26 protein-coding genes are annotated in these 25,435 nt (G+C 75.0%); 8 read left to right on the forward strand and 18 right to left on the reverse strand.

Annotated elements, in window-relative coordinates:
* The first annotated feature begins 74 nt into the window (after window positions 1–74).
* Window positions 75–785: a transglycosylase SLT domain-containing protein gene (locus tag ACYVPE_RS10465; protein ID WP_461033199.1), complete on the forward strand. Its 711-nt coding sequence runs from the start codon at window positions 75–77 to the stop codon at window positions 783–785.
* A gap of 9 nt (window positions 786–794) precedes the next feature.
* Here the strand turns inward: ACYVPE_RS10465 and ACYVPE_RS10470 are convergent, their stop codons facing one another.
* The gene (locus tag ACYVPE_RS10470; RefSeq protein WP_461033200.1) at window positions 795–1,388 is read right to left on the reverse strand and encodes a dihydrofolate reductase family protein; all 594 of its coding nucleotides are present in this window, start codon (window positions 1,386–1,388) and stop codon (window positions 795–797) included.
* A 140-nt stretch (window positions 1,389–1,528) separates the two neighbouring features.
* Between ACYVPE_RS10470 and ACYVPE_RS10475 the strand changes: the two genes are divergently transcribed.
* Window positions 1,529–2,089 (forward strand): ATP-binding protein, encoded by a 561-nt coding sequence (locus ACYVPE_RS10475; RefSeq protein ID WP_461033201.1) that lies wholly within the window; start codon window positions 1,529–1,531, stop codon window positions 2,087–2,089.
* A gap of 13 nt (window positions 2,090–2,102) precedes the next feature.
* Here ACYVPE_RS10475 and tpg read toward each other — a convergent pair whose 3' ends face one another.
* The 5 genes from tpg to ACYVPE_RS10500 form a co-directional block, all read right to left on the reverse strand.
* Window positions 2,103–2,660 (reverse strand): telomere-protecting terminal protein Tpg, encoded by a 558-nt coding sequence (tpg, locus tag ACYVPE_RS10480; protein WP_461033202.1) that lies wholly within the window; start codon window positions 2,658–2,660, stop codon window positions 2,103–2,105.
* Window positions 2,661–2,663: 3 nt separating this feature from the next.
* Entirely contained in the window at window positions 2,664–4,700 is a 2,037-nt protein-coding gene (gene tap, locus ACYVPE_RS10485; protein WP_461033203.1) for a telomere-associated protein Tap, read from the reverse strand.
* A gap of 79 nt (window positions 4,701–4,779) precedes the next feature.
* The gene (locus ACYVPE_RS10490; protein ID WP_461033204.1) at window positions 4,780–5,730 is read right to left on the reverse strand and encodes a cytochrome c oxidase assembly protein; all 951 of its coding nucleotides are present in this window, start codon (window positions 5,728–5,730) and stop codon (window positions 4,780–4,782) included.
* A gap of 152 nt (window positions 5,731–5,882) precedes the next feature.
* Window positions 5,883–6,611 (reverse strand): type 1 glutamine amidotransferase, encoded by a 729-nt coding sequence (locus ACYVPE_RS10495; protein ID WP_461033205.1) that lies wholly within the window; start codon window positions 6,609–6,611, stop codon window positions 5,883–5,885.
* A 41-nt stretch (window positions 6,612–6,652) separates the two neighbouring features.
* On the reverse strand, window positions 6,653–7,891 hold the full coding sequence (locus ACYVPE_RS10500; RefSeq protein WP_461033206.1) for a MurT ligase domain-containing protein: 1,239 nt from the start codon (window positions 7,889–7,891) through the stop codon (window positions 6,653–6,655).
* Between the two features lie 210 nt (window positions 7,892–8,101).
* Here ACYVPE_RS10500 and ACYVPE_RS10505 point away from each other — a divergent pair, with 210 nt between their 5' ends.
* Both ACYVPE_RS10505 and ACYVPE_RS10510 read left to right on the forward strand, forming a co-directional pair.
* On the forward strand, window positions 8,102–8,296 hold the full coding sequence (locus ACYVPE_RS10505) for a hypothetical protein (RefSeq protein ID WP_461033207.1): 195 nt from the start codon (window positions 8,102–8,104) through the stop codon (window positions 8,294–8,296).
* A gap of 8 nt (window positions 8,297–8,304) precedes the next feature.
* On the forward strand, window positions 8,305–9,759 hold the full coding sequence (locus ACYVPE_RS10510; protein WP_461033208.1) for a hypothetical protein: 1,455 nt from the start codon (window positions 8,305–8,307) through the stop codon (window positions 9,757–9,759).
* A gap of 4 nt (window positions 9,760–9,763) precedes the next feature.
* Here the strand turns inward: ACYVPE_RS10510 and ACYVPE_RS10515 are convergent, their stop codons facing one another.
* On the reverse strand, window positions 9,764–10,972 hold the full coding sequence (locus tag ACYVPE_RS10515) for an ROK family protein (RefSeq protein WP_461033209.1): 1,209 nt from the start codon (window positions 10,970–10,972) through the stop codon (window positions 9,764–9,766).
* Between the two features lie 17 nt (window positions 10,973–10,989).
* Between ACYVPE_RS10515 and ACYVPE_RS10520 the strand changes: the two genes are divergently transcribed.
* On the forward strand, window positions 10,990–12,225 hold the full coding sequence (locus ACYVPE_RS10520; RefSeq protein WP_461033210.1) for an MFS transporter: 1,236 nt from the start codon (window positions 10,990–10,992) through the stop codon (window positions 12,223–12,225).
* A gap of 78 nt (window positions 12,226–12,303) precedes the next feature.
* A complete protein-coding gene (locus ACYVPE_RS10525) occupies window positions 12,304–12,819 on the forward strand; it encodes a DUF4442 domain-containing protein (RefSeq protein WP_461033211.1) in 516 nt (171 codons plus the stop codon).
* Here the strand turns inward: ACYVPE_RS10525 and ACYVPE_RS10530 are convergent.
* From ACYVPE_RS10530 to ACYVPE_RS10540, 3 genes are all read right to left on the reverse strand, one after another.
* The gene (locus tag ACYVPE_RS10530; RefSeq protein WP_461033212.1) at window positions 12,780–13,445 is read right to left on the reverse strand and encodes a response regulator; all 666 of its coding nucleotides are present in this window, start codon (window positions 13,443–13,445) and stop codon (window positions 12,780–12,782) included. The genes ACYVPE_RS10525 and ACYVPE_RS10530 overlap by 40 nt on opposite strands.
* Window positions 13,442–14,659: a sensor histidine kinase gene (locus ACYVPE_RS10535; protein WP_461033213.1), complete on the reverse strand. Its 1,218-nt coding sequence runs from the start codon at window positions 14,657–14,659 to the stop codon at window positions 13,442–13,444. The genes ACYVPE_RS10530 and ACYVPE_RS10535 overlap by 4 nt, the downstream gene beginning before the upstream one ends.
* A gap of 91 nt (window positions 14,660–14,750) precedes the next feature.
* Complete coding sequence (locus ACYVPE_RS10540) at window positions 14,751–16,013, reverse strand: geranylgeranyl reductase family protein (RefSeq protein WP_461033214.1); 1,263 nt, start codon at window positions 16,011–16,013, stop codon at window positions 14,751–14,753.
* Window positions 16,014–16,174: 161 nt separating this feature from the next.
* Between ACYVPE_RS10540 and ACYVPE_RS10545 the strand changes: the two genes are divergently transcribed.
* The gene (locus ACYVPE_RS10545; protein ID WP_461033215.1) at window positions 16,175–17,551 is read left to right on the forward strand and encodes a M20/M25/M40 family metallo-hydrolase; all 1,377 of its coding nucleotides are present in this window, start codon (window positions 16,175–16,177) and stop codon (window positions 17,549–17,551) included.
* 31 nt (window positions 17,552–17,582) lie between these two features.
* Here the strand turns inward: ACYVPE_RS10545 and ACYVPE_RS10550 are convergent, their stop codons facing one another.
* The 5 genes from ACYVPE_RS10550 to ACYVPE_RS10570 all read right to left on the reverse strand — a co-directional run bounded on the left by ACYVPE_RS10550 (window position 17,583) and on the right by ACYVPE_RS10570 (window position 22,576).
* Window positions 17,583–18,128: a hypothetical protein gene (locus ACYVPE_RS10550; RefSeq protein WP_461033216.1), complete on the reverse strand. Its 546-nt coding sequence runs from the start codon at window positions 18,126–18,128 to the stop codon at window positions 17,583–17,585.
* Between the two features lie 114 nt (window positions 18,129–18,242).
* Window positions 18,243–18,800 (reverse strand): class F sortase, encoded by a 558-nt coding sequence (locus ACYVPE_RS10555; protein ID WP_461033251.1) that lies wholly within the window; start codon window positions 18,798–18,800, stop codon window positions 18,243–18,245.
* A gap of 383 nt (window positions 18,801–19,183) precedes the next feature.
* Window positions 19,184–20,206 (reverse strand): NUDIX hydrolase, encoded by a 1,023-nt coding sequence (locus ACYVPE_RS10560; protein ID WP_461033217.1) that lies wholly within the window; start codon window positions 20,204–20,206, stop codon window positions 19,184–19,186.
* A gap of 29 nt (window positions 20,207–20,235) precedes the next feature.
* Window positions 20,236–21,201 (reverse strand): ROK family protein, encoded by a 966-nt coding sequence (locus ACYVPE_RS10565; protein WP_461033218.1) that lies wholly within the window; start codon window positions 21,199–21,201, stop codon window positions 20,236–20,238.
* An 85-nt stretch (window positions 21,202–21,286) separates the two neighbouring features.
* The gene (locus ACYVPE_RS10570; protein ID WP_461033219.1) at window positions 21,287–22,576 is read right to left on the reverse strand and encodes a DUF6986 family protein; all 1,290 of its coding nucleotides are present in this window, start codon (window positions 22,574–22,576) and stop codon (window positions 21,287–21,289) included.
* A 157-nt stretch (window positions 22,577–22,733) separates the two neighbouring features.
* On the opposite strand from ACYVPE_RS10570, the gene ACYVPE_RS10575 reads away from it, so the two are divergent.
* Complete coding sequence (locus ACYVPE_RS10575) at window positions 22,734–23,018, forward strand: hypothetical protein (RefSeq protein ID WP_461033220.1); 285 nt, start codon at window positions 22,734–22,736, stop codon at window positions 23,016–23,018.
* Between the two features lie 43 nt (window positions 23,019–23,061).
* On the opposite strand, the gene ACYVPE_RS10580 is transcribed toward ACYVPE_RS10575, so the two are convergent.
* The 3 genes from ACYVPE_RS10580 to ACYVPE_RS10590 form a co-directional block, all read right to left on the reverse strand.
* On the reverse strand, window positions 23,062–24,024 hold the full coding sequence (locus tag ACYVPE_RS10580; RefSeq protein WP_461033221.1) for an electron transfer flavoprotein subunit alpha/FixB family protein: 963 nt from the start codon (window positions 24,022–24,024) through the stop codon (window positions 23,062–23,064).
* 50 nt (window positions 24,025–24,074) lie between these two features.
* Window positions 24,075–24,872, reverse strand: a complete 798-nt coding sequence (locus ACYVPE_RS10585; protein WP_461033222.1) for an electron transfer flavoprotein subunit beta/FixA family protein — start codon at window positions 24,870–24,872, stop codon at window positions 24,075–24,077.
* Window positions 24,873–25,024: 152 nt separating this feature from the next.
* Window positions 25,025–25,360 carry a TlpA family protein disulfide reductase gene (locus ACYVPE_RS10590; RefSeq protein ID WP_461033223.1) on the reverse strand — a complete coding sequence of 112 codons (336 nt, stop codon included), beginning with the start codon at window positions 25,358–25,360 and terminating at the stop codon, window positions 25,025–25,027.
* Window positions 25,361–25,435 lie beyond the last annotated feature (75 nt).

The raw sequence follows: 25,435 nt of genomic DNA on the forward strand, positions 1-25,435 counted from the left end.
GAAACGGGGCCGCTAACAATGGCGGTCGTCCGTTTTCGCGGCCTTTTCCCCACTTTCGAATGAGGTGAGCCTCTGTGCCCGCGTCCCCCCACCTCGGCACCCTTTCGCCGAAGACCCGCAGGATCTCGATCGCCGGGATCACCGTCGCGGGTACCGCGGCCGTCGCCGTCTCCCTCATCCCCGGACAGGCCTCGGCGGCCCCGGCCTCCGCCGCGCACACGCCGGCCCGGGTAGCCGTCCAGACGGATGCGCCGACGGCGTTCAGTACCGACGCGCACAGTTCGGCGGTCAAGACTGTGCGCGACAGCCTCGGCGGCGAGATCACCCTCCACGTCCCCGCGACGCCGTCGGGCGAGAGCACTCGGCAGCCGGCCCAGGAGGTGGCCGCGGCGGACGAGGCGCCGACGAAGAACGAGCAGAGCGAGGAGCCGGCGACGAGTGAGGAGCCGGTGGAGAAGACCTACCCGGACAACCTCGACGGCTGGATCCGGGAGGCGCTCGACATCATGGACGAGCACGACATACCGGGTAGCTACGAGGGCATCCACCGCAACATCATGCGGGAGTCCAGCGGTGACCCGAACGCGATCAACAACTGGGACATCAACGCCATAAACGGCGTGCCGTCCAAGGGGCTGCTGCAGGTCATCCAGCCGACCTTCGACCGCTACCACGTCGAGGGCACCCCGAAGGACCTGTACGACCCGGTGGCCAACATCGTCGCCGCCTGCAACTACGCCGCCGACCGGTACGGCTCCATGGACAACGTGGACAGCGCGTACTGATCAGGTCGCTCACCGGACGTCGTAGGTCAGGTGCGTCACGGTCGACGTCGCGGTGACGCTCCGCCGCACCAGGGTGCGTTGCCGGCCGCCGGTGAACAGCGGCGTCCCGGCGCCCAGCACGACGGGCGCGAGGTGCAGCGACAGCACGTCGACGAGCCCGGCGTCGAGCGCCGAGCCGATGGTGGCGCCCCCGCCCATGAGGACGACGTCGCGGTCCTCCGGGGTGCGCCGGCGCGCGGCGGCGACGGCGTCGGGCAGGCCGGTGGTGACGAACGTCCAGTCGAGGTCGGTGAGCCGCACCGACTCCGGCGGCGCGCCCGTCACCACGAAGAACGCTGGCCTGCCGACCTCGCCGGCCCCGTAACCGGTCTCGTCGTTCCAGCCGTGCGGCCCGTCGACGATGTCGAAGAGCCGGCGGCCGAGGACGACGGCCCCCGAGCGGGCGGTCGCCTCGCGGAGGATCCGGCGGTCGTCGGGGTCGTCGGAGAACGCCCAGGTGTGCAGGGCCTCGCCGCCGGTGCCGAGACCGTTGTCCTGGCCGGGGTCCGGGCCGGTGACGAAGCCGTCCAGGGAGACCGAGATGTCAGCGATGATGCGGGTCATGCCGGTGCTGACCCGGTCCGCGGCCCGAACTCATCGCCGTGGGAGCCACGTCCTGTCTCGCCCGTGACGTCCGCGTCACGGGCGATGGGCCGAGGCTCGGAAGCTGTCCCCGCGGCCCGCACGACGCTAGCGTCGGGTCCATGATCGTATGGCTCAACGGCACCCACGGCGTGGGCAAGACGACGACCGGTGCGCTCGTACAGCGGCTGATCCCGGACTCACGGGTGTTCGACGCCGAGAAGGTCGGCGTGACACTCATGGACATCACGCCGGGGCTGCCCGCGACGGACAACTTCCAGCACTGGCCGCCATGGCGGCCGCTCGTGGTCGAGACCGCCCGACGCGTCCTCGACTACACAGGCGGCACCCTGGTGATGCCCATGACGGTCCTGGTCGAGCGGTACTGGCGCGAGATCAGCTCGGGCCTCGCCCAGCACGCCATCCCGGTCCGGCACTTCGTCCTCCACGCCGACCAGGAAACCCTGCGCGGGCGCATCGCGGGCGACACCGTTCTCGGCCCCGACTCCCCGTTCCGTCTCCAGTACCTCGAGCCCTACGCCGAGGCGGCCCGCACGTGGCTGCACGCCGAGGCCGAGGTCGTCGACACCACGCACCTCACACCCGCCCAGGCCGCCCGGCGGATCGCGGAGGCCGTCAAGGGTTGGGAGCACGACCTGCCGGGCTCGGCGATCGGCCGGTAGGGGCCCGGTGGGTTCAGCCCAGGTCGAGGTCGAGGTAGTCGACGTCGGTGATCTCGACGTCGAGCCCCTGGGCGCGGCGGCCGAAGTCCTGGAAGTAGGCGTGCCCGAGGCCCTGGCCGAGGATGCGTCGCAGCTCGTCCTCGGGGGCGCCCGCCTGGTGGGCGGCGAGGAGCCGGGCCGCGACGTCCGGCGGGAGCTGTTGGGTGACGCGGCGCAGCCGGGGGTCGTCGGTGGAGCCGGGGGCAGCCGTGAAGCCGAACCGGGCGCGGGTCTCGACGGCGACGCCGGCCCGGGCGGCGCGGCGGAGGGCGCGCTGCCGGACGCGTGGCTGCCAGGAGCGGCGTGCCTCACGCTCCAGGGCGGCGGCCAGCCGGGGCCCAGGGCGGCGGATCTGGCCCCTGAGGTAGCGCTGCACCGTGCGGGCCGAGACACCGAGCCGGGCGGCGACGGCGCTGGTGGAGCCGCGTTCGGCGCGCAGCAGGACCCGCATCCTGGCGAGCGGCGAGATGGGGAGCGGCCGGGTCTGGGTGGACCGCAGCGCGGACTCGATGCCGTCCTGGATCTCTCCCATGCGCTACTCCCCCGCGTCCCGCGTGCCGTCCTTGATGTGGCGGGCCGGGTTGTGGCCCTGTTCGAGCAGTTCGGCGGCCCACCACAGCTCGCGGGCCCCTTCGAGCTTGACCATGCCGGGCGAGACGCCGAGCCGGAAGGCGCCGGGCGCCGGCCTGCCTTCCGGGGTGCGGGGCAGTACGTCGAGCGGGGAAGGGCCGGCGCTCGGGTAGACGACGCAGTCGGAGAGCACGGCGATCGGGTAGCGGCCGGCGGCCGCCATCCGCACCATCTTGCGGTGCATGTTGACCCGGGCGGTGGCGATGACGGCGGCCCGGATGTCGGGGCGCCAGGTCGGCCGGTCGAGCGCCGGCCAGCGGTCGCCCGGGCGGTGCCGCAGGCCCTGGGGCCGCTCCCGCAGCTTGCCGATCCCGCCCTTGACGGTGGCCTTGATCGCGGAGAGCACGGCCGTCGGCCCGGGCTCCCCCGCCCTGGCGGCGGCCATCGCGGCGAGGAAGGCGTCGTCGTCGAGGTCCTTGGTGACGCCGAGATCGGCCATGGTGGCCAGGTAGGCGTCCCTGAGCCGCTCGTACCAGGGGTCCAGGTAGGGGCCGGAGTCAGGGCGGAGCCACGCCTCGAGTGGCCGCACGTCGGCACCCAGCTCGGCGGCGTACGCGACGGTGGGGGTGGTGTACCAGGCCGGGCCCTCGGGCCGGGTACCGGCCGGGGTGAAGGGGTTGGGCAGCCGCGGGTCGAGTTCGAGGTGGGACAGGTCGACGTACCAGCTGCCGGGGAGCCGCTTGTCGAAGCGGGGGCCGTCGGTGTGCAGGGGCTCGCCGAGGCCGACGAGGAGGCGGTTGGCGGCGGCCGCGAAGGCCATGTTGACGTCGAGGCCGACGGCCCAGGGCGCCGCGCACTCGGCGTCGGTGAGCAGTTCGGGGGCGCGGATCCAGTCGCACGCCTCCTCGTCGAGCGCCTGGTCGGCGGGGCGGCCCTGGGCGACGGGGTGCTCGGGTGGCGCCTCGGGTGGGGCCGGGTCGACGGCGTGGGTGAGCGATCCGGGCACCGAGCCCGAGGTCCAGCCGCCGGCCTGGTCGGCGACGGCGCGGGTGGGCGGGCGCAGCGCAGTCATCAGTTCGAGGCCGCAGACGGCGGTCGAGCCGCGGGGGGTGAGCACGCGGGTGGCGTAGGTGCCGAGGGTGCCGGCGAGTTCGGCGGGCGGCAGCGTGCCGGTGGCGCCCCAGGCGCGGGTGTCGAGGGCGTCCCACGGGAGCACGGCCAGTTGGACGCACTGCCGGCGGCCGGCGTCGACCGGGCGGTAGAGGCGGGCCCAGGGGCCGAAGCCGCGGCGGGTGAGCCGCCAGCCCTCGGCGGTGAGTTCGCGCGCCACGGGGTGGTCGTCGGGCAGTCGCAGCCCGCGGCGGTCCGCCAACTCGGCGGGCAGGCCGAGGCGGGTCGCGGCAGCCGCGGTGAGGACGACGAGGGGGTCGGCGTCCCGCCCGGCGCGGTGCAGGCGGTCCTGGCCGAGGGAGGCGGCCAGCGCCCAGTCGGCCAGCTCCGGCACCGTGCCGGCGGGGCAGGGCAGGTCGCGGCCGTCGGCGAGGTGGGCGGTGCCGGCGCCGTCGAGGACGGCCAGCGGGCCGGCCGGGTAGCGGGTGTCCCGGGGAACGGCGGGCGCGGCGGCGGGCCTCGAGGGCCGCGGCGCGTGGGCGCGGCCCTGGGGCGGCGGGGAGGCTTCCGGCTCGGCTTCGGGTTCGGGTCGGACCACAGGCACGGGCTCGGGCTCGGCTTCGGGCGCGGTCGCGGCGTCCGGTGCCGGATAGCGGTCCGCGAGGCCGCCGAGGAGTCGGACGTAGGCGGCGCGGCGGTCGAGCGTCGGCTCGGAGCGGCCGGTCTCCCAGGCGGCGACGGTGCCGGCCCGCACCCCGAGGGCCCTGGCGACGTCGGCCTGGGCGAGACCCGCGGCCACCCGCAGCCGGCGGCGTTCGTCGGGCGACGGTAGCGGGCGGGCCTGTTCGAGCAGGGCGTCGACCGCGCTGAACAGTTCGTCCTGGGTGCTCATCCCACCGCCTTCCGTCGGCTCGCCACCCTACTGGCCGGCGCCGACGCGCACTTCGGGGCGCCGGCGGGCATGTCGGGGCTCAGCCGGTGCGGGAGCCGAGGGAGGCGAGATAGGCGTTGTACGCCTCGAGTTCACGGTCGCCGTCGCGGTCGGCGGTGCGGTCCTGGCGGCGGGCCTGCCGCTCCTCGGAGAGGTACCACTGGATCACGAGGGCGACGAGCACCACGACGGTGGGGATCTCGCTGAAGGCCCAGGCCATGCCGCCGGCCCCCGACTGGTCGGCGACCGCGTCGACGCCGAGCGAGGCCGGCGGGTCGGCGAAGGTGTCGATCATGGGCTCGGTGCCCATCATCAGCGCGATGCCGAAGAAGGCGTGGAACGGCATCGTCGCGAACAGCTCCAGCATCCGCATCAGGTGGCTGGGCCGGTGCGGGCCCGGGTCGACGCCCATGATGGGCCAGAAGAACACCAGGCCGACGGCGAGGAAGTGGAGCATCATCGCCAGGTGGCCGACGCGGGAGCCCATCAGGAAGTCGAACAGCGGCGTGAAGTAGAGGCCGTAGAGGCTGGCGACGAACAGGGTGATGGTGAACAGCGGGCTGGTCAGCACCCGCAGGTAGCGGCTGTGCAGCAGCCGGACCAGGATCTCGCGGGGCCCGCGCCGGCCGCGGCCGGCGGTGGGCAGGGCCCGCAGCAGCAGGGTGACGGGGGCGCCGAGCAGCAGCAGGATCGGCGAGACCATGCTGATCACCATGTGTTGCAGCATGTGGGCGCTGAACAGCACCATCCCGTAGTCGTTGAGCCCGGTGCAGGTGACAGCCGCGATCGAGACGACGCCGAGAGCGAAGGAGACGGTGCGGCCCAGGGACCAGCGGTCGCCGCGGCGCCGCAGCCGGAGCACGCCCCAGCCGTAGAGCGCGAGGGCGGCCAGGCAGCCGAAGAGGAAGACCGGGTCCCCGCCGAGCTCGAGCGCTCGCGAGAGCGTGATCGGCGGCAGGTCCATGCCCGACCCGTGATCGTGGTTCTCCATCTCCGATGTACTCCCGCTCGCAGCGATCCCCGCCCGCCAACGATAGAAAACGCCCTGGCCACGCCGGTGGCCAGGGTGCCCTAGCGGGGATGCCTGGCCCCCTCGGCGGCCCGGCCGGTCAGGCGGACCGAACCGTCAGACGTACTCGACCGTCAGGCGGACTGGACGGCGGCGGCGATCCGCTCGGCCCGCAGCGCCTCGTACCAACGGTCGTCGACCGGCGGCAGCGCGCGGACGTCGAGCGTGAGGCGCAGCAGCAGGTCGGCGATGGCCGGGTTGCGGGCGAGGACCGGGCCGTGCATGTAGGTGCCGATCACGGTGTCGCGCCAGGCGCCCTCGGTGCCGTCCCCGGTGCCGTTGCCCCTGCCGACGCGGACCCGCGCGAAGGGGCGCACGCCGGGGCCGAGGTGGGTGATGCCCTGGTGGTTCTCGAACCCGGTGAGCTGGGGCAGCCCCAGGCCCTCGTCGATGTCGGCGAGCACGTCGCCGACGCAGCGTTCGCCCTCGCCGCGGGTGCTGACGACGTCGAGCAGGCCGAGGCCGGGTTCGCGCTGGCCGAGGTCGTTGACGAACTCGTGGCCGAGGATCTGGTAGCCGGCGCAGACCGAGAAGATGATCGCGCCGTTCTCGGCGGCGCGGTGCAGCCCGCCGTCCCGGCGGAGCCGCTCGGCGGCCAGGCGCTGGGGGCGGTCCTCGCCGCCGCCGACCAGGTAGATGTCGCCGGAGGTGGGGATCTGCTGGTCGGAGCGCACGTCGACGCGCTCCACGGCGAGTCCGCGCTGCCGGGCCCGGCGCTCGACCACCAGGACGTTGCCCTGGTCGCCGTAGGTGCTCAGCAGGTCGGGGTAGACCCAGACCACCCGCAGGGTCGATGAGCTCATGCGTCCGTTCCTTTGCCTGTTCTCGGGTGAGGTCGGGTGGGTCAGTTGCCGACGATACGGCGCAGGTCCTGGAAGGCCGTGTAGTTGGCGATGGCCTCGACACGACCGGGCGGAAGCTGCTGGAGCGCCTCCTGGAAGGTGTCGCAGACCCGGAAGTCGACGGCGGCCACCTCCAGGCGGACCGCGAGGTCGAGGCGCCGGTCGCCGATGACGACGACGGGGTGGCCGGCGAGCCTGGTGTAGTCGACGTCCCACAGCCAGGAGGTGTCGGTGCCGTCCGCGCCGCGGGCGTTGACCGAGAGGATCACGGGCGCCGGGGGCTGGTCGATCAGCGAGAACGTCTCGAGCCAGCCGGCCGGGTTCTTCGCGAGCAGCAGCCGGATGTCGCGGCCCTCGAAGGAGACGACGTCGTAGCGACCGGCGACCGCCGTGACGGACTGCATGCGTTGTAGGGCGACCTGGGGGGCGACGCCGAAGGCTGCCGCGACGGCGGCGGCGCTGGTGGCGTTGGCCTTGTTGGCGCGGCCCGGCAGCTGGAGGTGGATGGGCCAGGCCGACCCGTTCGGGTCGAGCACGTGGTCCCCGGAGAGCACCCAGGTCGGGGTGGGGCGGCCGAAGCCGCAGGCGCCGCAGCGCCAGTCGTCGCCCTGGTGCTGGAGCACGCCGCCGCAGGACGGGCAGGACCAGGCGTCGTCCTTCCACTCCTGGCCGGCGGCGACCCAGACGACCTGTCCCGACGAGGAGGCGGCCCAGACCACCAGGGGGTCGTCCGCGTTGGCGATCACGGTGGTCTTGAGGCCCTGCAGGCCCTCGCGCCAGCGCTCCGCGAGCATCCGGGTCTCCGCGGCGCGGTCCAGCTGGTCCCTGGAGAGGTTCAGCAGGGCGATGGCCTTCGGGGAGACGTCCCTGGCCACGCCGGCGAGGTACTTCTCGTCGACCTCGATGACGCCGAACCTGGCGTGGGCCCCGGCGGACAGGGCGGAGGTGATGCCGGCCGGCATGTTGGCGCCCAACGCGTTCGAGACGACCTCGCCGGCGGCGCGCAGGGCCTCGGCGATCAGTCGGGTGGTGGTGGTCTTGCCGTTGGTGGCCGAGACCAGGACCACGTCGAGGTGGCCCGCGAGCCGGCCGAGCAGGTCGGGATCCACTCTGAGGGCGACCTTGCCGCCGATCACCGACCCGCTGCCGCGACCCGCGGCCCGCGACACCGCCGCCGCCGCCTTTCCCGCCGTCACGGCCAGCCTGGCCCGCGGCGACAACGGCTGCGCACTCTCTGCCATCGTCCTGCTCCTCCTTGCCCTCGACCGAGGGTAAGCCTACCGAGGTCCGCGAGCGGTCCAGAACCGCATCGCCCCTTGTGGGTGGGCCGTTGAGGGGGCACGGGCGGGGATCCGACACTTTCACCCTTATGCGCCTGTCGACCGAAGGTCACCCTTCGTGATCCTTAGAGTGCTTATCGTGAACGCCGCTCGATCGCCTCTGGAGTGCTCATGATCCTGTCCATCTCGGGTGTCGTCCTGTTGGGAGTCGTGGTCTTCCTCTTCTCCCGCAAGGACGGACTGAAGCTGTCGCACGCGGTGGTGTGCGCCCTGTTCGGCTTCTACCTGTCGGGAACCGCGGTGGCGCCGAGCATCGCGGCGGGCGGTACCAGCATCGCGAACCTGCTGGGCGGGATCACGCTGTAGTGGCCGTGGTGAACGGGTTGAGGGTGGCGCCGCGGGTGGTGTCGCGGGGGTTCGGGAGGCTGGTGGCGGTGGCGCGCGAGGGCTGGGCGCGTACCCCGCGGGAGCGGCGGGGCCCGGTGGCTCTGGGGGTGGTCGTGGTGCTGGTGGCGTTGCCGCTGCTGCCGTACGGGCCGTGGCTCGCGGGGGGCGGGCTGCTGGCGGCCGCGGCGGTGCTCGGGGCGCGGGCCCGGCGCCGGGAGGAGGCGGAGCGGGCGGCGGTCGGGGCGCGGTTGGAGCTGATCCACGAGGCGCTGGTGCCGTACTTCAGGGCGGTGTCCGATCCGTCGGGGTCCGGCTCCTACGTGCCGGGCGGGGCGTGGCAGGGGTGTTTCCCGGCGTACGGGTTCGGGGCCGACGGCCGGCTGGGGCTGCTGCGGCTGGCGTATCCGGCGTTCTTCCCCGACGGGGATCCGGTGGCGCGGGAGCGGGTGGAGGGGGTGCTGGTCGGCAAGGCCGGGAGGGACCGGGAGTACCGCTTCCGGTGGGACGAGGAGCGGAACGAGCTGGAGATGGTGGCGCTGGCGCCGTTGCCGACCGGGATCGGCGCGCAGCGGTTCGTGGTGGGTCCCGGCGAGACGGTGCTGGGGTTCACGGACCGGGCGGCGGTGGACCGGACGGTGCCGGTGCGCGGCGGCGAGGGGTACGCGGATGTGGTGTCGGCGCCGCCCGTGGTGTGGCGGACGGGGCCGCGGTCGGGCGAGCCGCATCTGCTGGTGGCGGGGGCACCGGGGGCCGGGGTGACGTCGTTGCTGCGGTCGGTGGCGTTGCAGGCGCTGGGGCGCGGCCGGGTGCTGCTGGTGGACGGCGGCGGGGCCGCGGAGTTCGCGTGCTTCGCCGGGCGGGCCGGGGTGGTGGGGGTCGAGTCGGCGCCTGGTGGCGGGGGCGGCGCGCTGGAGTGGGCGGCGCGGGAGACGGAGCGCCGGCTGCTGGCGGCCGGCCGGGACCGGGGGGCCTCCCCTGACGGGCCGTTGTGGATCGTGGTGGACCGCCCCGCGCTGCTCTGGCACCTGGCGCGGTTGGGCGGGGGTGCGGATCCGTTGACGTCGTTGGAGGTGCCGCTGCGGTACGGGCGGTCCGTGGGGGTCACGGTGGTGTTGGGCGAACAGGTCGACGGGCTCGGCGTGTTGGACGGGGCGGCGCTGGCCTGCACCGGGGCGCGGGTGGTGTTGGGCGCGGTGGGCGCGGACCGGGCGGCCGAGGTGTTGGGGGCGGCGCCGTGCGCGTCGCCGGTGGGGCGGGTGCCGCCGGGGCGTGGCTTCGCCCGGCTGGGGGCCGGGCCGGTGTTCAGGGTGCAGGTGCCTGCCACGCCCGACCCGTACGACGACTCGGCGGGCGAGTCGTGGCGTCGGGCGGTGCTGGCGCTGCTGCCGCCGGTGGCGGCGGGGGACGTGGCCGGGCGGCCGGTCGAGGCGGGGCGGGAGTGAGGGATCAGCCGGCGAGGGTCGCGAGGGGGTCGTCGAGGACGGGCTGCCAGGCGAGTTCGGCGGCGCCGACCAGGCTGTTGTGGCCGAGGACGCAGGGGGTGATGGGGATGTCGCCGCTGCGGCCCCAGAGGCTGTGGTCGCCGACGACGGCGCCGAGCCGGTCGGGGTCGGCGGCGAGGAGGGTCCCGTGCAGGCCGCCGAGGATGATGCGGTCGGGGTTGAGGATGTTGACGAGGGCGGCGAGGCCGAGGCCGAGCCGGTCGATGACGGTGCCGGCGGCGGCCCGCACGGCGGGGTCGTCCGGGTAGCGGGTGGTGACCAGGTCACGGGCCTGGTCGAGCAGGGAGCCCTGCGGTCCTGGCCGGCTGCCGGCGGCCTCGAGCAGGGCCAGTGGGTCGGTCTCGACGTCCAGGCAGCCCCGGCTGCCGCAGTGGCAGGGCCGGCCCTGCGGGTCGACGGTGAGGTGGCCGACCTCGAGGGCGAGTCCCGCGCTGCCGGTGTGCAGCCGGCCGTCCACGACGAGCGCGCCGCCGACGCCGCGGTGGCCGGTGGCGACGCACAGCAGGTGGTGGGCGCCGCGGCCGGCGCCGTGCCGGTGTTCGGCGAGGGCGGCGAGGTTGACGTCGTTGCCGCAGTGGCCGGCGGCGTGGACGCCGGCCGCGGCGAGGCAGTCGTTGAAGATGTCGCGGACCGGGGCGCCGACCGGCCAGTCGAGGTGGATCGGGTTGAGCGCGGTGCCGTCGGGTTCGGCGACGGCCGAGGGGACGGCGAGTCCGGCGCCGACGCAGCGGCGGCCGGTCTCGGCGAGCAGCTCGGCGCCGGCCCGCACGACGTCGCCGATGACTTCGGCCGGGTCGGCCGCGACGGTGACGCAGGCGGGCGCGGTGGCCACGATGCGGCCGCCGAGGCCGACGAGGGCGGCGCGGAAGCCGTCGGCGTGGACCTGGGCGGCGAGGGCGACGGGGCCCTCGTCGGCGATGGCGAGCCGGTGGGAGGGGCGGCCCTGGCCGCCGGCCATGGCGCCTGGGCGGGCGTCGACGGTGATCAGGCCGAGGCTCTGGAGCTCGGCGGCGACGGCGCCGGCGGTCGCGCGGGTCACGCCGAGTTCGGTGGTGAGGACGGCGCGGGTGGGGGCGCGCCCGATGTGGACGAGCTCCAGCGCCGGGCCGAGGACGTTCCGGCCCCTCTCGAGCCTGGTACGGGGGTGGGTCACGCCCCTATTCTTGCTTTGTGCCTCCGATAAACAAACTCAGGGCCGCGTTGACACTCGGCGCGCGACGGAGGGCGGTCCCCCGCGTCGCCGCGGAACCGGGGCTCCGTCAACTCCGGAGCGCCCTCACGGTCTTCTTCGCCCTGGACGGTTTCGTGTTCGCCGGCTGGGTGGTGCGCATCCCGGCGGTGAAGGAGCAGACCGGGGCGTCGTCGAGCGCGCTCGGCCTCGCGCTGCTCGGCGTCTCGGTCGGGGCGGTGCTCACGATGATGCTGACGGGGCGGCTCTGTCAACGGTTCGGCGGGCGCCCGGTGGTGGTGACCGCCGCCGTGGTGTTGGGGGCGAGCGTGGCGCTGCCGCCGCACACCGGGTCGCCGCTGACGCTGGGCCTGGTGTTGCTGGTGTTCGGGGCGGCCTTCGGTGCGATGAACGTCTCGGCCAACAGCGTCGCGGTGGATCTGGTGGCGGCGCTGCGTCGGCCGGTGATGCCGAGCTTCCACGCGGCCTACAGCCTTGGCGGCATGCTGGGCGCGGGGGTCGGGGGCCTGGCCGCCGGGCAGTTGACCGCGGCGCGGCACCCGGCCGCGGTCGCGGTGTTCGGGGTCGCGGTGGCCGCGTTCGCGGCGCGGTCGCTGCTCACCGCGCGGATGCCGCCGCGCCTCGAGCCGGACGGCGCGGCGCCGGCCGGCCGCGACCCCCGGCCACCACGGGCGCGCTGGTTGGTGCTGGTGCTCGGCCTGATCGCGCTGTGCACGGCGTACGGGGAGGGGGCGCTCGCGGACTGGAGCGCGCTGCACCTGCAGGAGTCGCTGGGGGCCGGCTCGGGGGTGGCGGCGGCCGGCTACTCGGTGTTCGCACTGGCCATGACCGTGGGCCGGCTGACGGGTTCGACGCTGCTCGAACGGCTCGGCCAGACGCGGGCGTTGGTGGCGGGCGGCGTGACGGCCGCGCTCGGGATGCTGCTGGGCGCGCTGGGGCCCACGGTGTGGGTGGTGCTGCTGGGCTTCGTGATCGCTGGGCTCGGCCTGGCGAACATCTTCCCGGTGGCCATCGGCCGGGCCGGGGAGCTGGCGGGGGCGCAGGGGGTGGCCGCGGCCTCGACGTTGGGCTACGGGGGCTTCCTGCTCGGTCCGGTGGCGATCGGCTTCCTCGCCGACTGGTTCTCGCTGGCGGTCGCGATGACGACGGTGGCGCTGCTCTCGGCGGTGGCCGCGGCGACGGCGTACGCGACGCGGCGGTTTTTCCGAGCGGGCTGACGGCTCTGCCGGCGGGCCCCGGCAGGCGACCGAAAGGCGTTATTACCCACGGGTAACTCTCGTGGTAGCTTTCGCCGCATGGCACGTTCCCCCCGCCCGAGGCCCCGGCGGCGCCCGAGGACCCTGCGGCGCCTGATGCGCTTCTGGCCGCCCTACCGGTCCGCCGGGATCCGGGTGCTCGACATCGCGGACGACTGGAGCAGCGCGCGGGTCGAGTTGCGGCTGGGACGACTCAACCGGAACTACTTCGGGACCCAGTTCGGCGGCTCGCTCTACTCGATGTGCGATCCGTTCTGGGCCCTGTTGGTGCTGCACAGGATCGGCCCCGGCTACGTGGTGTGGGACAAGGCGGCGGAGATCGAGTACGTCTCCCCCGGCCGCGGCCACGTGTACGTCGAGTTCAAGCTGACCGAGGACCGGGTCGAGGAGATCAGGGCGGCCACGGCGGACGGCGCCAAGGCGCTGCCGTGGTTCGACTGCGTGGTGGCCGCCGCCGACGGCACGGTGGTGGCGCGGGTGCGGAAGCAGCTGTACGTGCGGCGCAAGCCGGCCGCTCAGCCCAGCCAGCCCGGCCGCACCAACCCCGACTCGTAGGCCATCACGACGAGTTGGGCCCGGTCGCGGGCGCCGAGCTTCACCATGGCGCGGCTGACGTGGGTCTTGGCGGTGAGCGGCGAGACGACCAGCCGCCTGGCGATCTCGTCGTTGGAGAGGCCGATGCCCACCAGCGCCATCACCTCCCGTTCCCGGTCGGTCAGTTCGGCGAGGTCGACGGTTCCGGCCGGCACCCTGGAGCGGGCGGCGAACTCGGCGATCAGCCGGCGGGTGGCGCCGGGCGAGAGCAGCGCGTCGCCGGCGACCACGGCCCGCACGGCGCGCAGCAGTTCGTCCGGCTCGGTGTCCTTCACCAGGAAGCCGGAGGCCCCGGAGCGGATCGCCTCGAAGACGTACTCGTCGAGCTCGAACGTCGTGAGCATCACCACCCGCACCGCCCGCAGCTCCGGGTCCTCGGTGATCAGCCGGGTGGCGGCGAGCCCGTCGAGCGTCGGCATCCGGATGTCCATCAGCACCAGGTCGGGCCGGTGGGCGCGGGTGAGCTCGACGGCCGCCGCGCCGTCGGCCGCCTCGGCCACCACCGCGACGTCGGGCTGGGCGTCGAGCAGGGCCCGGAAGCCGGCCCTGACCAGCACCTGGTCGTCGGCGAGCAGGATCCGGATCACGTCGTCCCCCTGATCCCGGTCCCGGTCCCGGTCTCGATCCCGGTCTCGCCCGCCGTCGGCCGGTCGGGCGCGACGCGGGGCAGCCGCGCGACGACCCGGAAGCCGCCGTCGGGCCGTGGGCCGGCGGTGACGGTGCCGCCGAGGGCGGCGGCACGCTCCCGCATGCCGAGGAGCCCCCTGCCGCCACCGCCGGCGCCCCCGGAGCCGGTGGCCGGGCCGTCGTCGTCGACCCGGAGTTCGAGCAGCTCGGGGGCGTAGCTCAGCCGCACCCGCGCGGTGCGGGAGCCGGAGTGGCGGACGACGTTGGTCAGCGCCTCCTGGACGATCCGGAAGGCGGCGAGGTCAGCGCCCGGCGGCAGCGGCGCCCGGGTGCCCTCGGTGCTGGTCTCGACGCGCAGCCCGGCGTGTGCCGCCTGCTCGGCGAGGTCCGCGAGCCGGTCGAGCCCGGGCGCCGGGGTGCGCGGGGCCGCGCCGGGCGCGCGCAGGGTGTCGAGCACCTGGCGCACCTCGCCGAGCGCCTCGCGGCTGGCGGACCTGATGGTGGTGAGCGCGGTCCGCGTCTGCTCGGGGTCGGAGTCCAGCAGGGCCAGGCCCATCCCGGCCTGCACGTTGATCACGGAGATGCTGTGCGCGAGGACGTCGTGCAGCTCCCTCGCGATGCGCAGCCGCTCCTCGTCGGCGCGGCGCCGCTCGGCGGCCGCCCGCTCGGCGCGCTCGGCGGCCCGCTGCTCACGGCGGGTGCGCACCGCCTCCGAGACGGCGAGCACGGCCACCATCCAGGCAGCCGTGGCCGCCGCCTCGCCCCAGTTCAGCGGCCCTTCCGCGGTCAGCAGCAGCCCCGCCCACAGCAGCGCCATCGCGCCGACGGCAGCCCTCCGGTGCCCGGCGGTCACGGCGTGGCAGGTGGCGACGGCGACGCTGAGGAAGACCGGCCCGAACGGGTAGCCGAGCGCCAGGTAGCCGAGTGTGACCGCGGCGGCGCCGAAGGCGGCGAGCCGGGGCAGCGCCCGGCGGGCGAGCAGCAGCAGCGGGCCGAGGACCAGCAGGAGCAGCCCGACGGCGTCCAGCGCGGCGCGCTCGGGCTGGCCGTGGGCGGCGAAGCCCGACCCGACCAGCTGGATCGCGAGCACGGCCGCGCTGGAAGGCCAGGGCAGCCGGGCGCCGCGCGCCTCGCCCGCCCGGGCGTCGCGCGGTGCCGCGGGATGGGATGTCACCCGTCCACGCTAGCTCCGCGAGTGGGAAAGCGGCGTCCGCCCGTGGTCGGCTCCCGGCCTACTCCGCGCGGAGTGGCCGCGACGGCCCGCCTCAGGCGTCGGATCGGCCGGACGCCCCCGGCTCCCCCGGCTTCTCGTTCTGCCCCGCGCGCTCGCCCCGGTCGAGGGCCGCGAGGGTGCGGCGGGCGACCGGGTGGGTGCGGACGATGCTGGCCAGCGTGGTGGAGCCGCGGGTTATCTGGGCGAACGCGGTCCAGGCCGGCCGGAACCCGATCAGCGCGGTGTGCACCAGGCGGGGCCGGTGGGCGAACATGGACAGCAGCCGGCGGCCGATCCCCATCTCGGCGCCGAGGCCGCTCTTGATGGCGAAGGTGTAGTTGAGCGCCTGCCGGCGGGCGTCCACCGCGTCGTTGGCCTCGGCGATCCGCACCGCCCACTGCCCGGCCAGCCGGCCGGAGCGCAGCGCGAAGGAGATGCCCTCCCGCGTCCAGGGTTCGAGCAGCCCGGCAGCGTCGCCGCAGACCAGCACCCGGCCGCGGGAGAGCGGCGAGTCGTCGGTGCGGCATCGGGTGAGGTGCCCGGAGGAGACGCTGGGCTCGAAGCCGGAGAGGCCGAGCCTGGCCACGAAGTCCTCCAGGTAGCGCTTGGTGGCCGCGCCCTCGCCGCGGGCCGAGATGACGCCCACGGTCAGGGTGTCGCCCTTGGGGAACACCCAGCCGTAGGAGCCGGGCAGCGGACCCCAGTCGATCAGCACCCGGCCCGCCCAGTCGCCGGCCACCTCGGGCGGCACCGGGATCTCGGACTCCAGGCCCAGATCGACCTGGTCGAGGCGCACCCCGACGTGCGCGCCTATCCGGCTCGCGCTGCCGTCCGCGCCGACCACGGCCCTGGCCAGCAGCGTCTCGCCGCCGGCCAACACCACGGCCACGGTGCGCCGGTCGGGCACCGCGGGGCCGTGCTGCTCGACCCGGGTGACGGCGGCACCGGTGCGGAGCTCGGCCCCGGCCTTGACCGCGGCCTCCACCAGGCGCTGGTCGAACTCGGGCCGGTTGACCAGGCCGAAGAGCATCCGCTTGGAGCGACGGGTGCGCGTCAGGCGGCCGTTGAGCGAGAACGTGACGGCGTGCACCCGGTCACGCAGCGGGAGTTCGAAGCCGGGCGGCAGCGCGTCCCGAGTGGGGCCGATGATGCCACCGCCACAGGTCTTGTAGCGGGGCAACTCCGCCTTCTCGAGCAGCAGCACCCGCCGGCCGGTCTCCGCCGCGGCCCGGGCGGCGGAGGCCCCACCGGGGCCCGCGCCCACCACGACGACGTCCCACACCCTCCGGTCCCCGGCTTCGTTCTCGCTGCTCACGATGTGTTGTAGCTCCCCGTCGCGTACGTCTTCTGACCACCGGACGGCATCCTACGATCACCCGTGTGCCGACCTGGGCTGTGGGATGATCGGCGACACCCCCCGACACCGCGCACCCGACGCCCGCGGCTGTCTCACGCCGCCCTCACAAGGAGCCTCTCATGGAGCACAGCCCGCGGCACGCCGCGATCTCCGGGACAGTCGCCGGCCTGATGCCGCGGGCCAGAGCGGAGCTCGCCGAACTGGTCGCGTTCCGCTCCGTGGCGGACGCCGAGCAGTTCCCGCCCCGCGAGTGCGTCGCCGCGGCCGAGTGGATAGCGCGGGCGCTGATGGCCGAGGGCTTCGAGGACGTGCGGCTGTTGGAGACGCCGGACGGCACGGTCTCGGTGTACGGGGAGTTGGCGGGCCCCGAGGGCGCGCCGACCGTGCTGCTGTACGCGCACTACGACGTGCAGCCGCCGCTCGACGAGGCGGCCTGGACCTCGCCGCCCTTCGAGCTGACCGAGCGGGACGGCCGGTGGTACGGGCGGGGCGCGGCGGACTGCAAGGGCGGGGTGTTGATGCACCTGCTGGCGCTGCGCGCGCTGCGGGCCAACGGCGGTATCCCGGTGGGGATCAAGGTGATCGTGGAGGGTTCCGAGGAGCAGGGCACCGGCGGCCTGGAGCGCTATGCCGAGCAGCACCCCGACCTGCTGGCGGCCGACGCGATCGTGATCGGCGACACCGGCAACTTCCGCGCTGGGCAGCCGACCGTCACGGCGATCCTGCGCGGCATGGCCATGGTGCGGATCCAGGTGGACACGCTGGCGGGCAACCTGCACTCGGGCGCCTTCGGCGGGGCCGCGCCCGACGCCCTCGCCGCGCTGATCCGGGTGCTCGACTCGCTGCGGGCGGCGGACGGTTCCACCGTGGTCGACGGGCTGGCCGGGGACGGCCGTTGGGCGGGGACCGACTACCCGGAGGAGACGTTCCGCGCCGACGCCGGGGTGTTGGACGGGGTCGGGCTGATCGGCTCGGGTTCGGTGGCCGACCGGCTGTGGGCGCGGCCGGCCGTCACGGTGCTCGGCATCGACTGCCCGCCGGTGGTGGGCGCCACGCCCTCGGTGCAGGCCAGCGCCCGGGCGCTGGTGAGCCTGCGGGTGCCGCCCGGGGTTGACGCCTCGACCGCGAGCGAACTGCTCGGCGCGCACCTGAAGTCCAGGGCGCCGTGGGGCGCCCGGGTCACGGTGCGGGCGACCGGCGAGGGGCAGGCGTTCCGCGCCGACACCACGAGCCCGGCGTACGCGTCGATGGCCGCCGCCATGCGCGAGGCGTACGACGGGGTGGAGATGGCGGTGGTGGGCCAGGGCGGCTCGATCCCGCTGACCAGCACGCTGGCCGGGCTCTATCCGAAGGCCGAGATCCTGCTGATCGGGCTGAGCGAGCCGGCGGCCCGGATCCACGCGGTGGACGAGAGCGTCTCCCCCGACGAGTTGGAGCGGATGTCGGTGACGGAGGCGCTGTTCCTCGCCCGCTACGCGTCGGCCGCCCAGGGCTGAGCGCGGGCGGCCGACGGGGCCCGTCCCGCGGTCAGTTGTGCCGGCCGGCGCGGCGCCTGATGACCACGGCGGCGGCGGTGACCGCGGCCATCGAGAGGCCGGCCCCGACCAGCAGCATGGTGTCGTCGTCCGACGCGGAGCCGCCGACGCCGGCCTGCGCGCCGCGGGTGGGCAGCGTGGTCGAGCTGGCGGTGGTGGACGCGCTGGCGCTCGGCGAGGCCGTGGGCGAGGCGATGGTGAGGGTGGCGCTGCCCGTCTCGGAGCCGCAGGTGAAGGTGACCGTGAACTGGGCGCCCACCCGGGCGTCGGTGTCGACGGTGGTGCGCGCCGACTGGGTCTCCCCCGGCATGCCGAGGACGACCCGGTCGAACACGGCGGACTCGGCGGTGGCCTCGGAGTCGGTGCAGCCGGTGACGGTCAGGTCCACCACCCCGCCGGGCACCACCGTCTGCGGGGAGACGCTGAAGCCGAAGGTGGTGGCCTGGGCCGGAGCCAGGGCGAGCGCGACGGGCGCGCTGGACGTGAGCAGGATCGCGCTCAACCCGGTGGCGGCCAGTGCGGTTCGCGGTGTGGTCATCGGAATGGCTCCTTCGTGAGAAGTGCGCGTCGCCCCGCTTCCCGACGTTAGGCACGGGGTCGGCGACGCACCGCCCGGGAGCGGCACCCGGGTGAGGGCACTGGGCCGTTGGCGTCACCGACCGTCCCTCAGCCGGGCGAAGACGACGACGTTCCCGCTGTAGCCGGTGGCCTCGTCGAAGGTGCCGCCGCACGTGATGACGCGGAGTTCGGCGCCGGTGCCTCGGTAGACGTCCTCGGGCACGGCGCCCTTGTCGTAGACGACGATGTCGTAGACCGTGAACCGGGCCGTGCGGCCGTCCTCGCGGACGACCTCAACGGCGTCGCCGGGGCGCAGGGCGCCGAGGCCGTAGAAGACGGCGGGGCCGGTGGCGTTGTCGACGTGGCCGACGACGACCGCGGCGCCGGCGGCACCGGGCGGCGGGGCGCCGTCGTACCAGCCGGCCACGTTCCCGGCCTCCTGCGGGGGCGATTCGAGCCAGCCCTCGGGGTCGAGGCCGACCCGGGAGAGCGGGGCCGACACGTCGATGGCAGGGATCGACAGCCAGGTGGGGACGGCTGGCGGCAGGGCCTCGGCCAGGGCCCCGTCGGGCGGCGTCGGGACGTGGCCGAGGCCCTGGCCGACCGCCGGCTGCGGGGGGCCCGCGGGCGCGTCGGCGCCGGCGAACAGCATGGTGACGCCGAGGGCCAGGACGGCCGAGGCCGCGGCGAGGGCGGCCCTGGCGGCCCAGCCCGACGGTTCGTCACCGTCGAACGGGTCGGGGTGGGGGCCCGGCGCGGGCCCCGGTATGGAGTCCGGTATGCGCATGGCGGTCACCGCCGTGTGGGAGGGGTCCCCCGTCCGGGGCCGTCATTCGCCACGCTAGAGCGGCCCCGGGCGCGCCGCGATTCGACACCGGGCGCGTTCGCGCCTCGGGCGCCGGCTTGCCGGTCGGCCCGACGTCGGGCGTGACGCCGCGCTCCGCCGGGTGCACGGGGCCGACGTCCGCCGGCCGGGCCGGCCGCGCACCGAGCCACCGCCTGCCGGAGTGGCCCGCCGTTCCTGAAGCGGAGCGCTCAGGCGCCGACCGGCACGCCGGCCTCCAGGTTGAGCGCCCGCCCCTGGGCGCGGGCGCGCAGCGCCCAGCGCAGCCGGGCGACCCGGTTGGGCGAGAGCAGCTGCTCGGCCTCCTCGGCGCTGGCGAAGCACCAGTCGCGCAGCTCCTCGCCTGGCAGCAGCAACTCCCTGGTGCGCTCAGGGGCGAGGCGGCCGCCGTCGAAGAGCAGCCGCAACCCACCGAAGTGGGTCGGGCTCGGCGGCTCCCAGTCGACGACGAGCAGCGCGGGCTCGTGTCCGAGGCTCAGGCCGAGTTCCTCGGCCACCTCGCGGAGGGCGGCCCTGGCCGGCGCCTCGCCCGGCTCCACGACGCCGCCGGGGAACTCCCAGCCCGGCTTGTAGGTGGGGTCGACCAGCAGCACCCGGTCCCGGTCGTCGAAGAGCAGCACGCCGGCGGCGAGCGTCTCGGCGCGCGGTGGCGGCGACTGCACGATCGGGCAGGCGCCCTCCCCCCGCTGGACGGCCTCGGCCAGCAGCTCGGCGGTCTGCCGGGGCGTCAGCCGCGAGGTGTCGACGGTGTGCGCGTCCGCGCTCAGCCAGCCGAGCGCCGCGTCGTACTGCGGCAGGTGTCCCAGGCACCAGGTGCGCACCGCGTCCCCCTCGACGGTGGCGCGCTGGTCTATCCGGGCCCGCAGAAACGTTTCGCCAGGGCGGAGGAGGAAGTGGCGCACCGGGATCCGGCGGGCGGCGAGCCCGCCGAAGATCTCGTCCCTGTGCTCCTGTGCCAGCAGCGTCATGGGGGCGATCAGCGGGCCGGGGATCTCGGCGAGCAGGGCCACCGCGGTGTCCACCACGAGGCGCCGCCACGCCGGCAGGTCCTGTACGTCGTCCACCTGGGCCAGCCGCTCCTTGGGCAGCATCTTCCAGAGCTCGGCACCGACCTGGTCCGGGTCGTAGAGCGTGCTGCCCGGCAGCAGATGGAGCAGTTCCTGCGCCGCCGTGGTCTTGCCGGCGCCGAACGCCCCGTTCAGCCAGATGATCACTTAATCCCCCTCCTTCTTCGCCCTTGCTGTCAGTTGCCCGCTTCCCCCCGGATCAAAAACGTATCCGGATCACTCCAGCAGGCCGCCGCCGCGCCCACCAGGCCGGCGTCCGTGCCGAGCTGAGCGGGCGCCACCTCCAGGTTCCTGACGAACGGCAGGGTGGCGAACTCCCGCAGGGCGCGGCGCAACGGGCCGAACAGCACCTCGCCCGCCTGGCTCACGCCGCCGCCGACCACCACGGTCTCGATCTCGACCAGGGTGGCGGTGGCGGCGATGCCGGCGGCCAGGGCGCGGGCCGAGCGGTCGTACGCCGCCAGGGCGATCGGGTCGCCGGTCGCGGCGGCCGCGGCCACGCCGGCGGCGGTCACGTCGCCGTCGGGCTCGGCGGGCCGCCAGCCGGCGGCCTGGGCGTAGCGCGCGATGTTGGTGCCGCTGGCGATGCGCTCCACGCAGCCGCGTCCGCCGCAGGGGCAGAGGTCGCCGTTGAAGTCGACGCTGATGTGGCCGATGTGGCCGGCGTTGCCTGTCGGTCCCGGGCGGAGCCGACCGTCGACGATCAGGCCGCCGCCGACGCCGGTGGAGACCACCATGCAGAGCGCGTTGGAGCGCCCGCGGGCGGCGCCCGTCCAGTGCTCGCCCGCGGCGATGGCGGCGCCGTCGCCGACCAGGCTGATGGGGAGCGCGCCGGTGATCTTGCGGACGCCCTCGACGAGCGGGAACTCGCGCCAGGCGGGGATGTTGACCGGGCTGACCGTGCCGTTGCGGGCGTCGACCGGGCCCGCGCTGCCGATGCCGACGGCCACGGCCCGGTGCCAGAGCTCGTGTTCGGTCAGCCGGGTGACGACGTCGGTCACGGCCCGCAGCACGTTCTCCGCCGACTCCCTGGCCCTGGTCGGGCCCTGGACGCGGTGGAGCAGGTCGCCGGTGCCGTTCACGAGGGCACCCGCGACTTTGGTGCCGCCGATGTCCACGGCGGCGACAAGATCAGTGGTCATGGGCAGGAAGCCTGATCTGTGCCGGCCCGGCTTGTCCAGTCGGATCACGGTGAATTGCGCTACGCGCCCGGCGGGGGCGGCGCGCTCAACCGGCGCGGCGGCCGGCGAGGGCGGTGAGGCGGGTGCGGCTGAGGCCGGTGCGGTCGGTGACCTCGGCCGGGTCGAGGGCGCCGCAGTCCAGGCCGCGCAGCAGGAAGTCGCCGAGTGCGCGGGCGGTGGCGGGCTCGTCGAGCACCGTGGCGGGGCCCTCCTCCCGGGCGGTGCCGGCGTAGGCGGCGAGGCGGGCGGCGGCGGGCCCGAGTCCGTCGCGGTAGAAGGCGTAGACGGCCGCGTAGCGGGTCGGCAGGTGGCCGGGGTGCATGTCCCAGCCCTGGTAGTAGCCGCGGGCCAGGGCGCGGCCGACCAGGCGGTGGTGGAGGCGCCAGGCGGCGTGCACCTGGGCGGTGTCCCCGGTGGGCAGGACGTTGGTCGAGCCGTCGGAGAGGCGGACCCCGGTGCCGGCGGCCGCGACCTGCATGACGGCCTTGGCGTGGTCGGCGGCGGGGTGGTCGGGGGCCTGGTGGGCGGCGCTGATGCCGAGGGCGGCGCTGTAGTCGAAGGTGCCGTAGTGCAGGGCGGTGGCGCGGCCCCCGGCGGCGTCGATCAGGCGGGCGACGGTGGCGGTGCCGTCGGGGCCGAGGACGGACTGGCTGGTCTCGATCTGGATCTCGAAGCCGAGCCGGCCGGCGGGGAGGCCGGCCGCGGTCTCGAACTCGTGGCAGAGGGTGGCCATCGCGGCGACCTGTTCCGGCCGGGAGACCTTGGGCAGGGTGATGGCGAGCCCGCGCGGCACCGGGCCCTCGGCCAGCAGGGTGGTCAGGAAGACGTCGAGGGTGCGGATGCCGCGGTCGCGGACGTCGGCCTCCAGACACTTCATGCGCAGCCCGACGAAAGGGGGCGCGGTGCCGTCGGCGGTGGCCCGGGCGACGAGCCTGGCGGTCCTGGCGGCGTCGGCGTCCTCCTCGGCGTCGGGGCGTCGGCCGTAGCCGTCCTCGAAGTCGATCCTGAGGTCCTCGACCGGCTCGGCGGCCAACTTGGCGTGGAGGCGCTGGTGGACGGGTTCCGCGAGCTCCGCGGGGAGCCCGAGGACCGCGGCGAACGACGCGGCGTCCGGGGCGTGGGCGGCGAGCAGCGCGCGGGCCCGGTCGCCCCATTCGCGGACGGTGTCAGCGGTGAGGCGATCGGCCGGGACGTAGACCGTGTGCACCGGCTGGCGGGTGCCGGGGTCGCCCGGGTAGCGGTGGGCGAGCTCGGCGTCGACGGCGGCGAGCGAGGCACCGACGCCGGCGGTGACCGCCGCCGTCAGGGTGGTCGTCGGGGGTGTCCGCTGAGCCATCCGCACCACTCCGCCCGCGCGTTTCAACATTGCGTTGAAGAATTCGGTGGACAGAAGCTAACCGGCGACCGACCCGAAACACAACAGCCGACGCGTCATACCCCGTTCACGGCAGAGCGGCCGATGGGCACGGAGGGTTGACCGAGGGGCAAAGGGCGTGTCACGCGGCTGGCGGACGCTGGTGGCGCGGGGGAACCACGGCGGTCAACCAACGGAGGAGACCATGGAGTACTACCAACTGCTGGCCGGACTCGCCATCGGTCGGCTCAACGACGACGACGGCAGCGGCCCGCCGCCCACGGTGCCGGGGCACGAGCTGGACCGGCTGGCGAGCCGGCGGGCCGACGCCCTGTCGGGCGCGGAGCTCGCTCCGGCCAGGCGCCGGCGGCGAGGCCGGTTCAGGGACCGGACGCGTGGGGCGGCGCCCGCCACCGTCACCTGAGCGGGGTGCGGGGCGGACGCCGCCCGGGGCCCGCGGGGGCGGCTCAGCCCTTGCGGGCCCTCACCTCGTCGGTGAGGGCGGGGACGACGTCGAAGAGGTCGCCCACCACGCCGTAGTCGGCGAGCTCGAAGATGGGGGCCTCGGCGTCCTTGTTGACGGCGACGATGGTCTTCGAGGTCTGCATGCCGGCGCGGTGCTGGATGGCGCCGGAGATGCCGACGGCGATGTAGAGCTGCGGCGAGACGGACTTGCCGGTCTGGCCGACCTGGTGGGAGTGCGGGTACCAGTCGGCGTCGACGGCGGCCCGGGAGGCGCCGACGGCGGCGCCGAGGGTGTCGGCGAGTGCCTCGATCAGCGCGAAGTTCTCGGCGCCGTTGAGCCCACGGCCGCCGGAGACGACGATGGCGGCCTCGGTGAGCTCGGGGCGGCCGGTGGACTCGCGGGGGCTGCGGGAGACGATCCGGGTGCCGGTGGCCAGTGGGCCGAAGGTGACGTCGAGCGGCTCCACGGTGCCGGCCGCCGGCGCGGCCTCGACCGGCGCCGAGTTGGGCTTGACGGTGACGACCGGGGTGCCCTTGGCGGCGCGGGAGGTGGTGGTGAAGGCGGCGGCGAACACCGACTGGGTGGCGACCGGCCCCTCGTCGCCCTGGGCCACGTCGATGGCGTCGGTGATGAGGCCGGCGCCGACGCGGACGGCGAGCCTGGCGGCGATCTCCTTGCCCTCGCCCGACGAGGGCACGAGGACGGCGACCGGGGAGACCGCCTGGTAGGCGGCCTGCAGCGCGTCGACCTTGGGCACCACCAGGTAGTCGGCGAACTCCGGGGCGTCGGCGGTGAGGATCCGGGCGGCGCCGTGCTCGGCGAGCGCCGGGGCCGCGGCGTCCGCGCCGGGGCCGAGGACGACGGCGACCGGGTCGCCGAGGCGGCGGGCGAGGGTCAGCAGTTCCAGGGTCGGCTTGCGGACGGCGCCGTCCAGGTGGTCGGTGTAGACGAGGACTTCAGCCATGGGAATACGTCTCCAGCGGGAAGGTGCGGGCGGTCGGCGGGTGGCGGCGGTCAGACGAACTTGCGCTCGGCCAGGAAGGCCGCGAGCCGCTTGCCGCCCTCGCCGTCGTCGGTGACGATCTCGCCCTTGGTGCGGGCGGGGCGCTCGGTGGCGGACTCGACCGCGGTCCAGGCGCCGTCGAGGCCGACCTCCTCGGCCTCGATGCCGAGGTCCTCCAGGTCCAGGGTCTCCACGGGCTTCTTCTTGGCGGCCATGATCCCCTTGAACGAGGGGTAGCGGGCCTCTCCCGACTGGTCGGTGACGGAGATGACGGCGGGCAGTTCGGCCTGCAGGCGCTCGGTGGCGGCGTCGCCGTCGCGACGGCCGGTCACCTTTCCCTCGGCGACGGAGAGTTCGGAGAGCAGCGTGGCCTGCGGGACGCCGAGGCGCTCGGCGAGCAGCGCGGGCAGCACGCCCATGCCGCCGTCGGTGGAGGCCATGCCGCAGACGACGAGGTCGTAGCCGGTGTGCTCGACGGCCTTGGCGAGCACCAGCGAGGTGCCCATGACGTCGGTGCCGTGCAGGTCGTCGTCCTCGACGTGCACGGCCTTGTCGGCGCCCATCGACAGGGCCTTGCGCAGCGCGTCCGTCGCGTCCTCCGGGCCGACGGTGACGACGGTGACCTCGGCCTCCTCGCCGGCCTGCCGCTGGCCTTCGGCGATCCGCAGGGCCTGTTCGACCGCGTACTCGTCGAGCTCCGAGAGCAGCCCGTCCACGGCCTCCCGGTCGGTGGTCAGGTCGTCGGCGAACCGTCGGTCGCCGGTGGCGTCGGGCACGTACTTCACACAGACAACGATCCTCAGGCTCACGCCGGCTCTCCTACTGCTATCGGTCCGCACACAGGGGCAAGGGCAAGATCGACCCGGTTGTTACTGGCCAGTACAACCAAGGGTATCCCCCACAGGCAAGCATGTCTCACTGTGACCTTGCCTACGTGCGTATTGTCGGACCGCGCCCCGGATCAGCCGGTGATCGCCGCGCCCAGGGCGGCGATGACGTCGGCCTGCCGGGGCTGGCCGACGGCCCGGCGCACCACGCGCCCTTCGGCGTCCAGCACGAGCACCGTGGGAGTGCCGGAGATCTCCAGGGCCCGCACCAGGTCGAGTCGGGACTCGGCGTCGATCTCGAGGTGCCCGACGCCGTCCACCATGGCCGCGACGCCCGCCAGGATCCGGCGGGTGGCCCGGCAGGGCTGGCAGAACGCGGTGGAGAACTGCACCAACGTGGCGCGCCGGCCCAGCGGTCCCGCGCCCAGCAGCGCCGCGTCCAGGCGCTCGGGCGGTGTCGGTTCGCTCATCGTGCCTCTCGCCCTCCGCTTCCCGGTTCCGCGCCTCGCCACGGTTCCCTCGCCGAGCGGCAGCACCCGGCGGGG

This window comes from Streptomyces mayteni, from assembly GCF_054783955.1.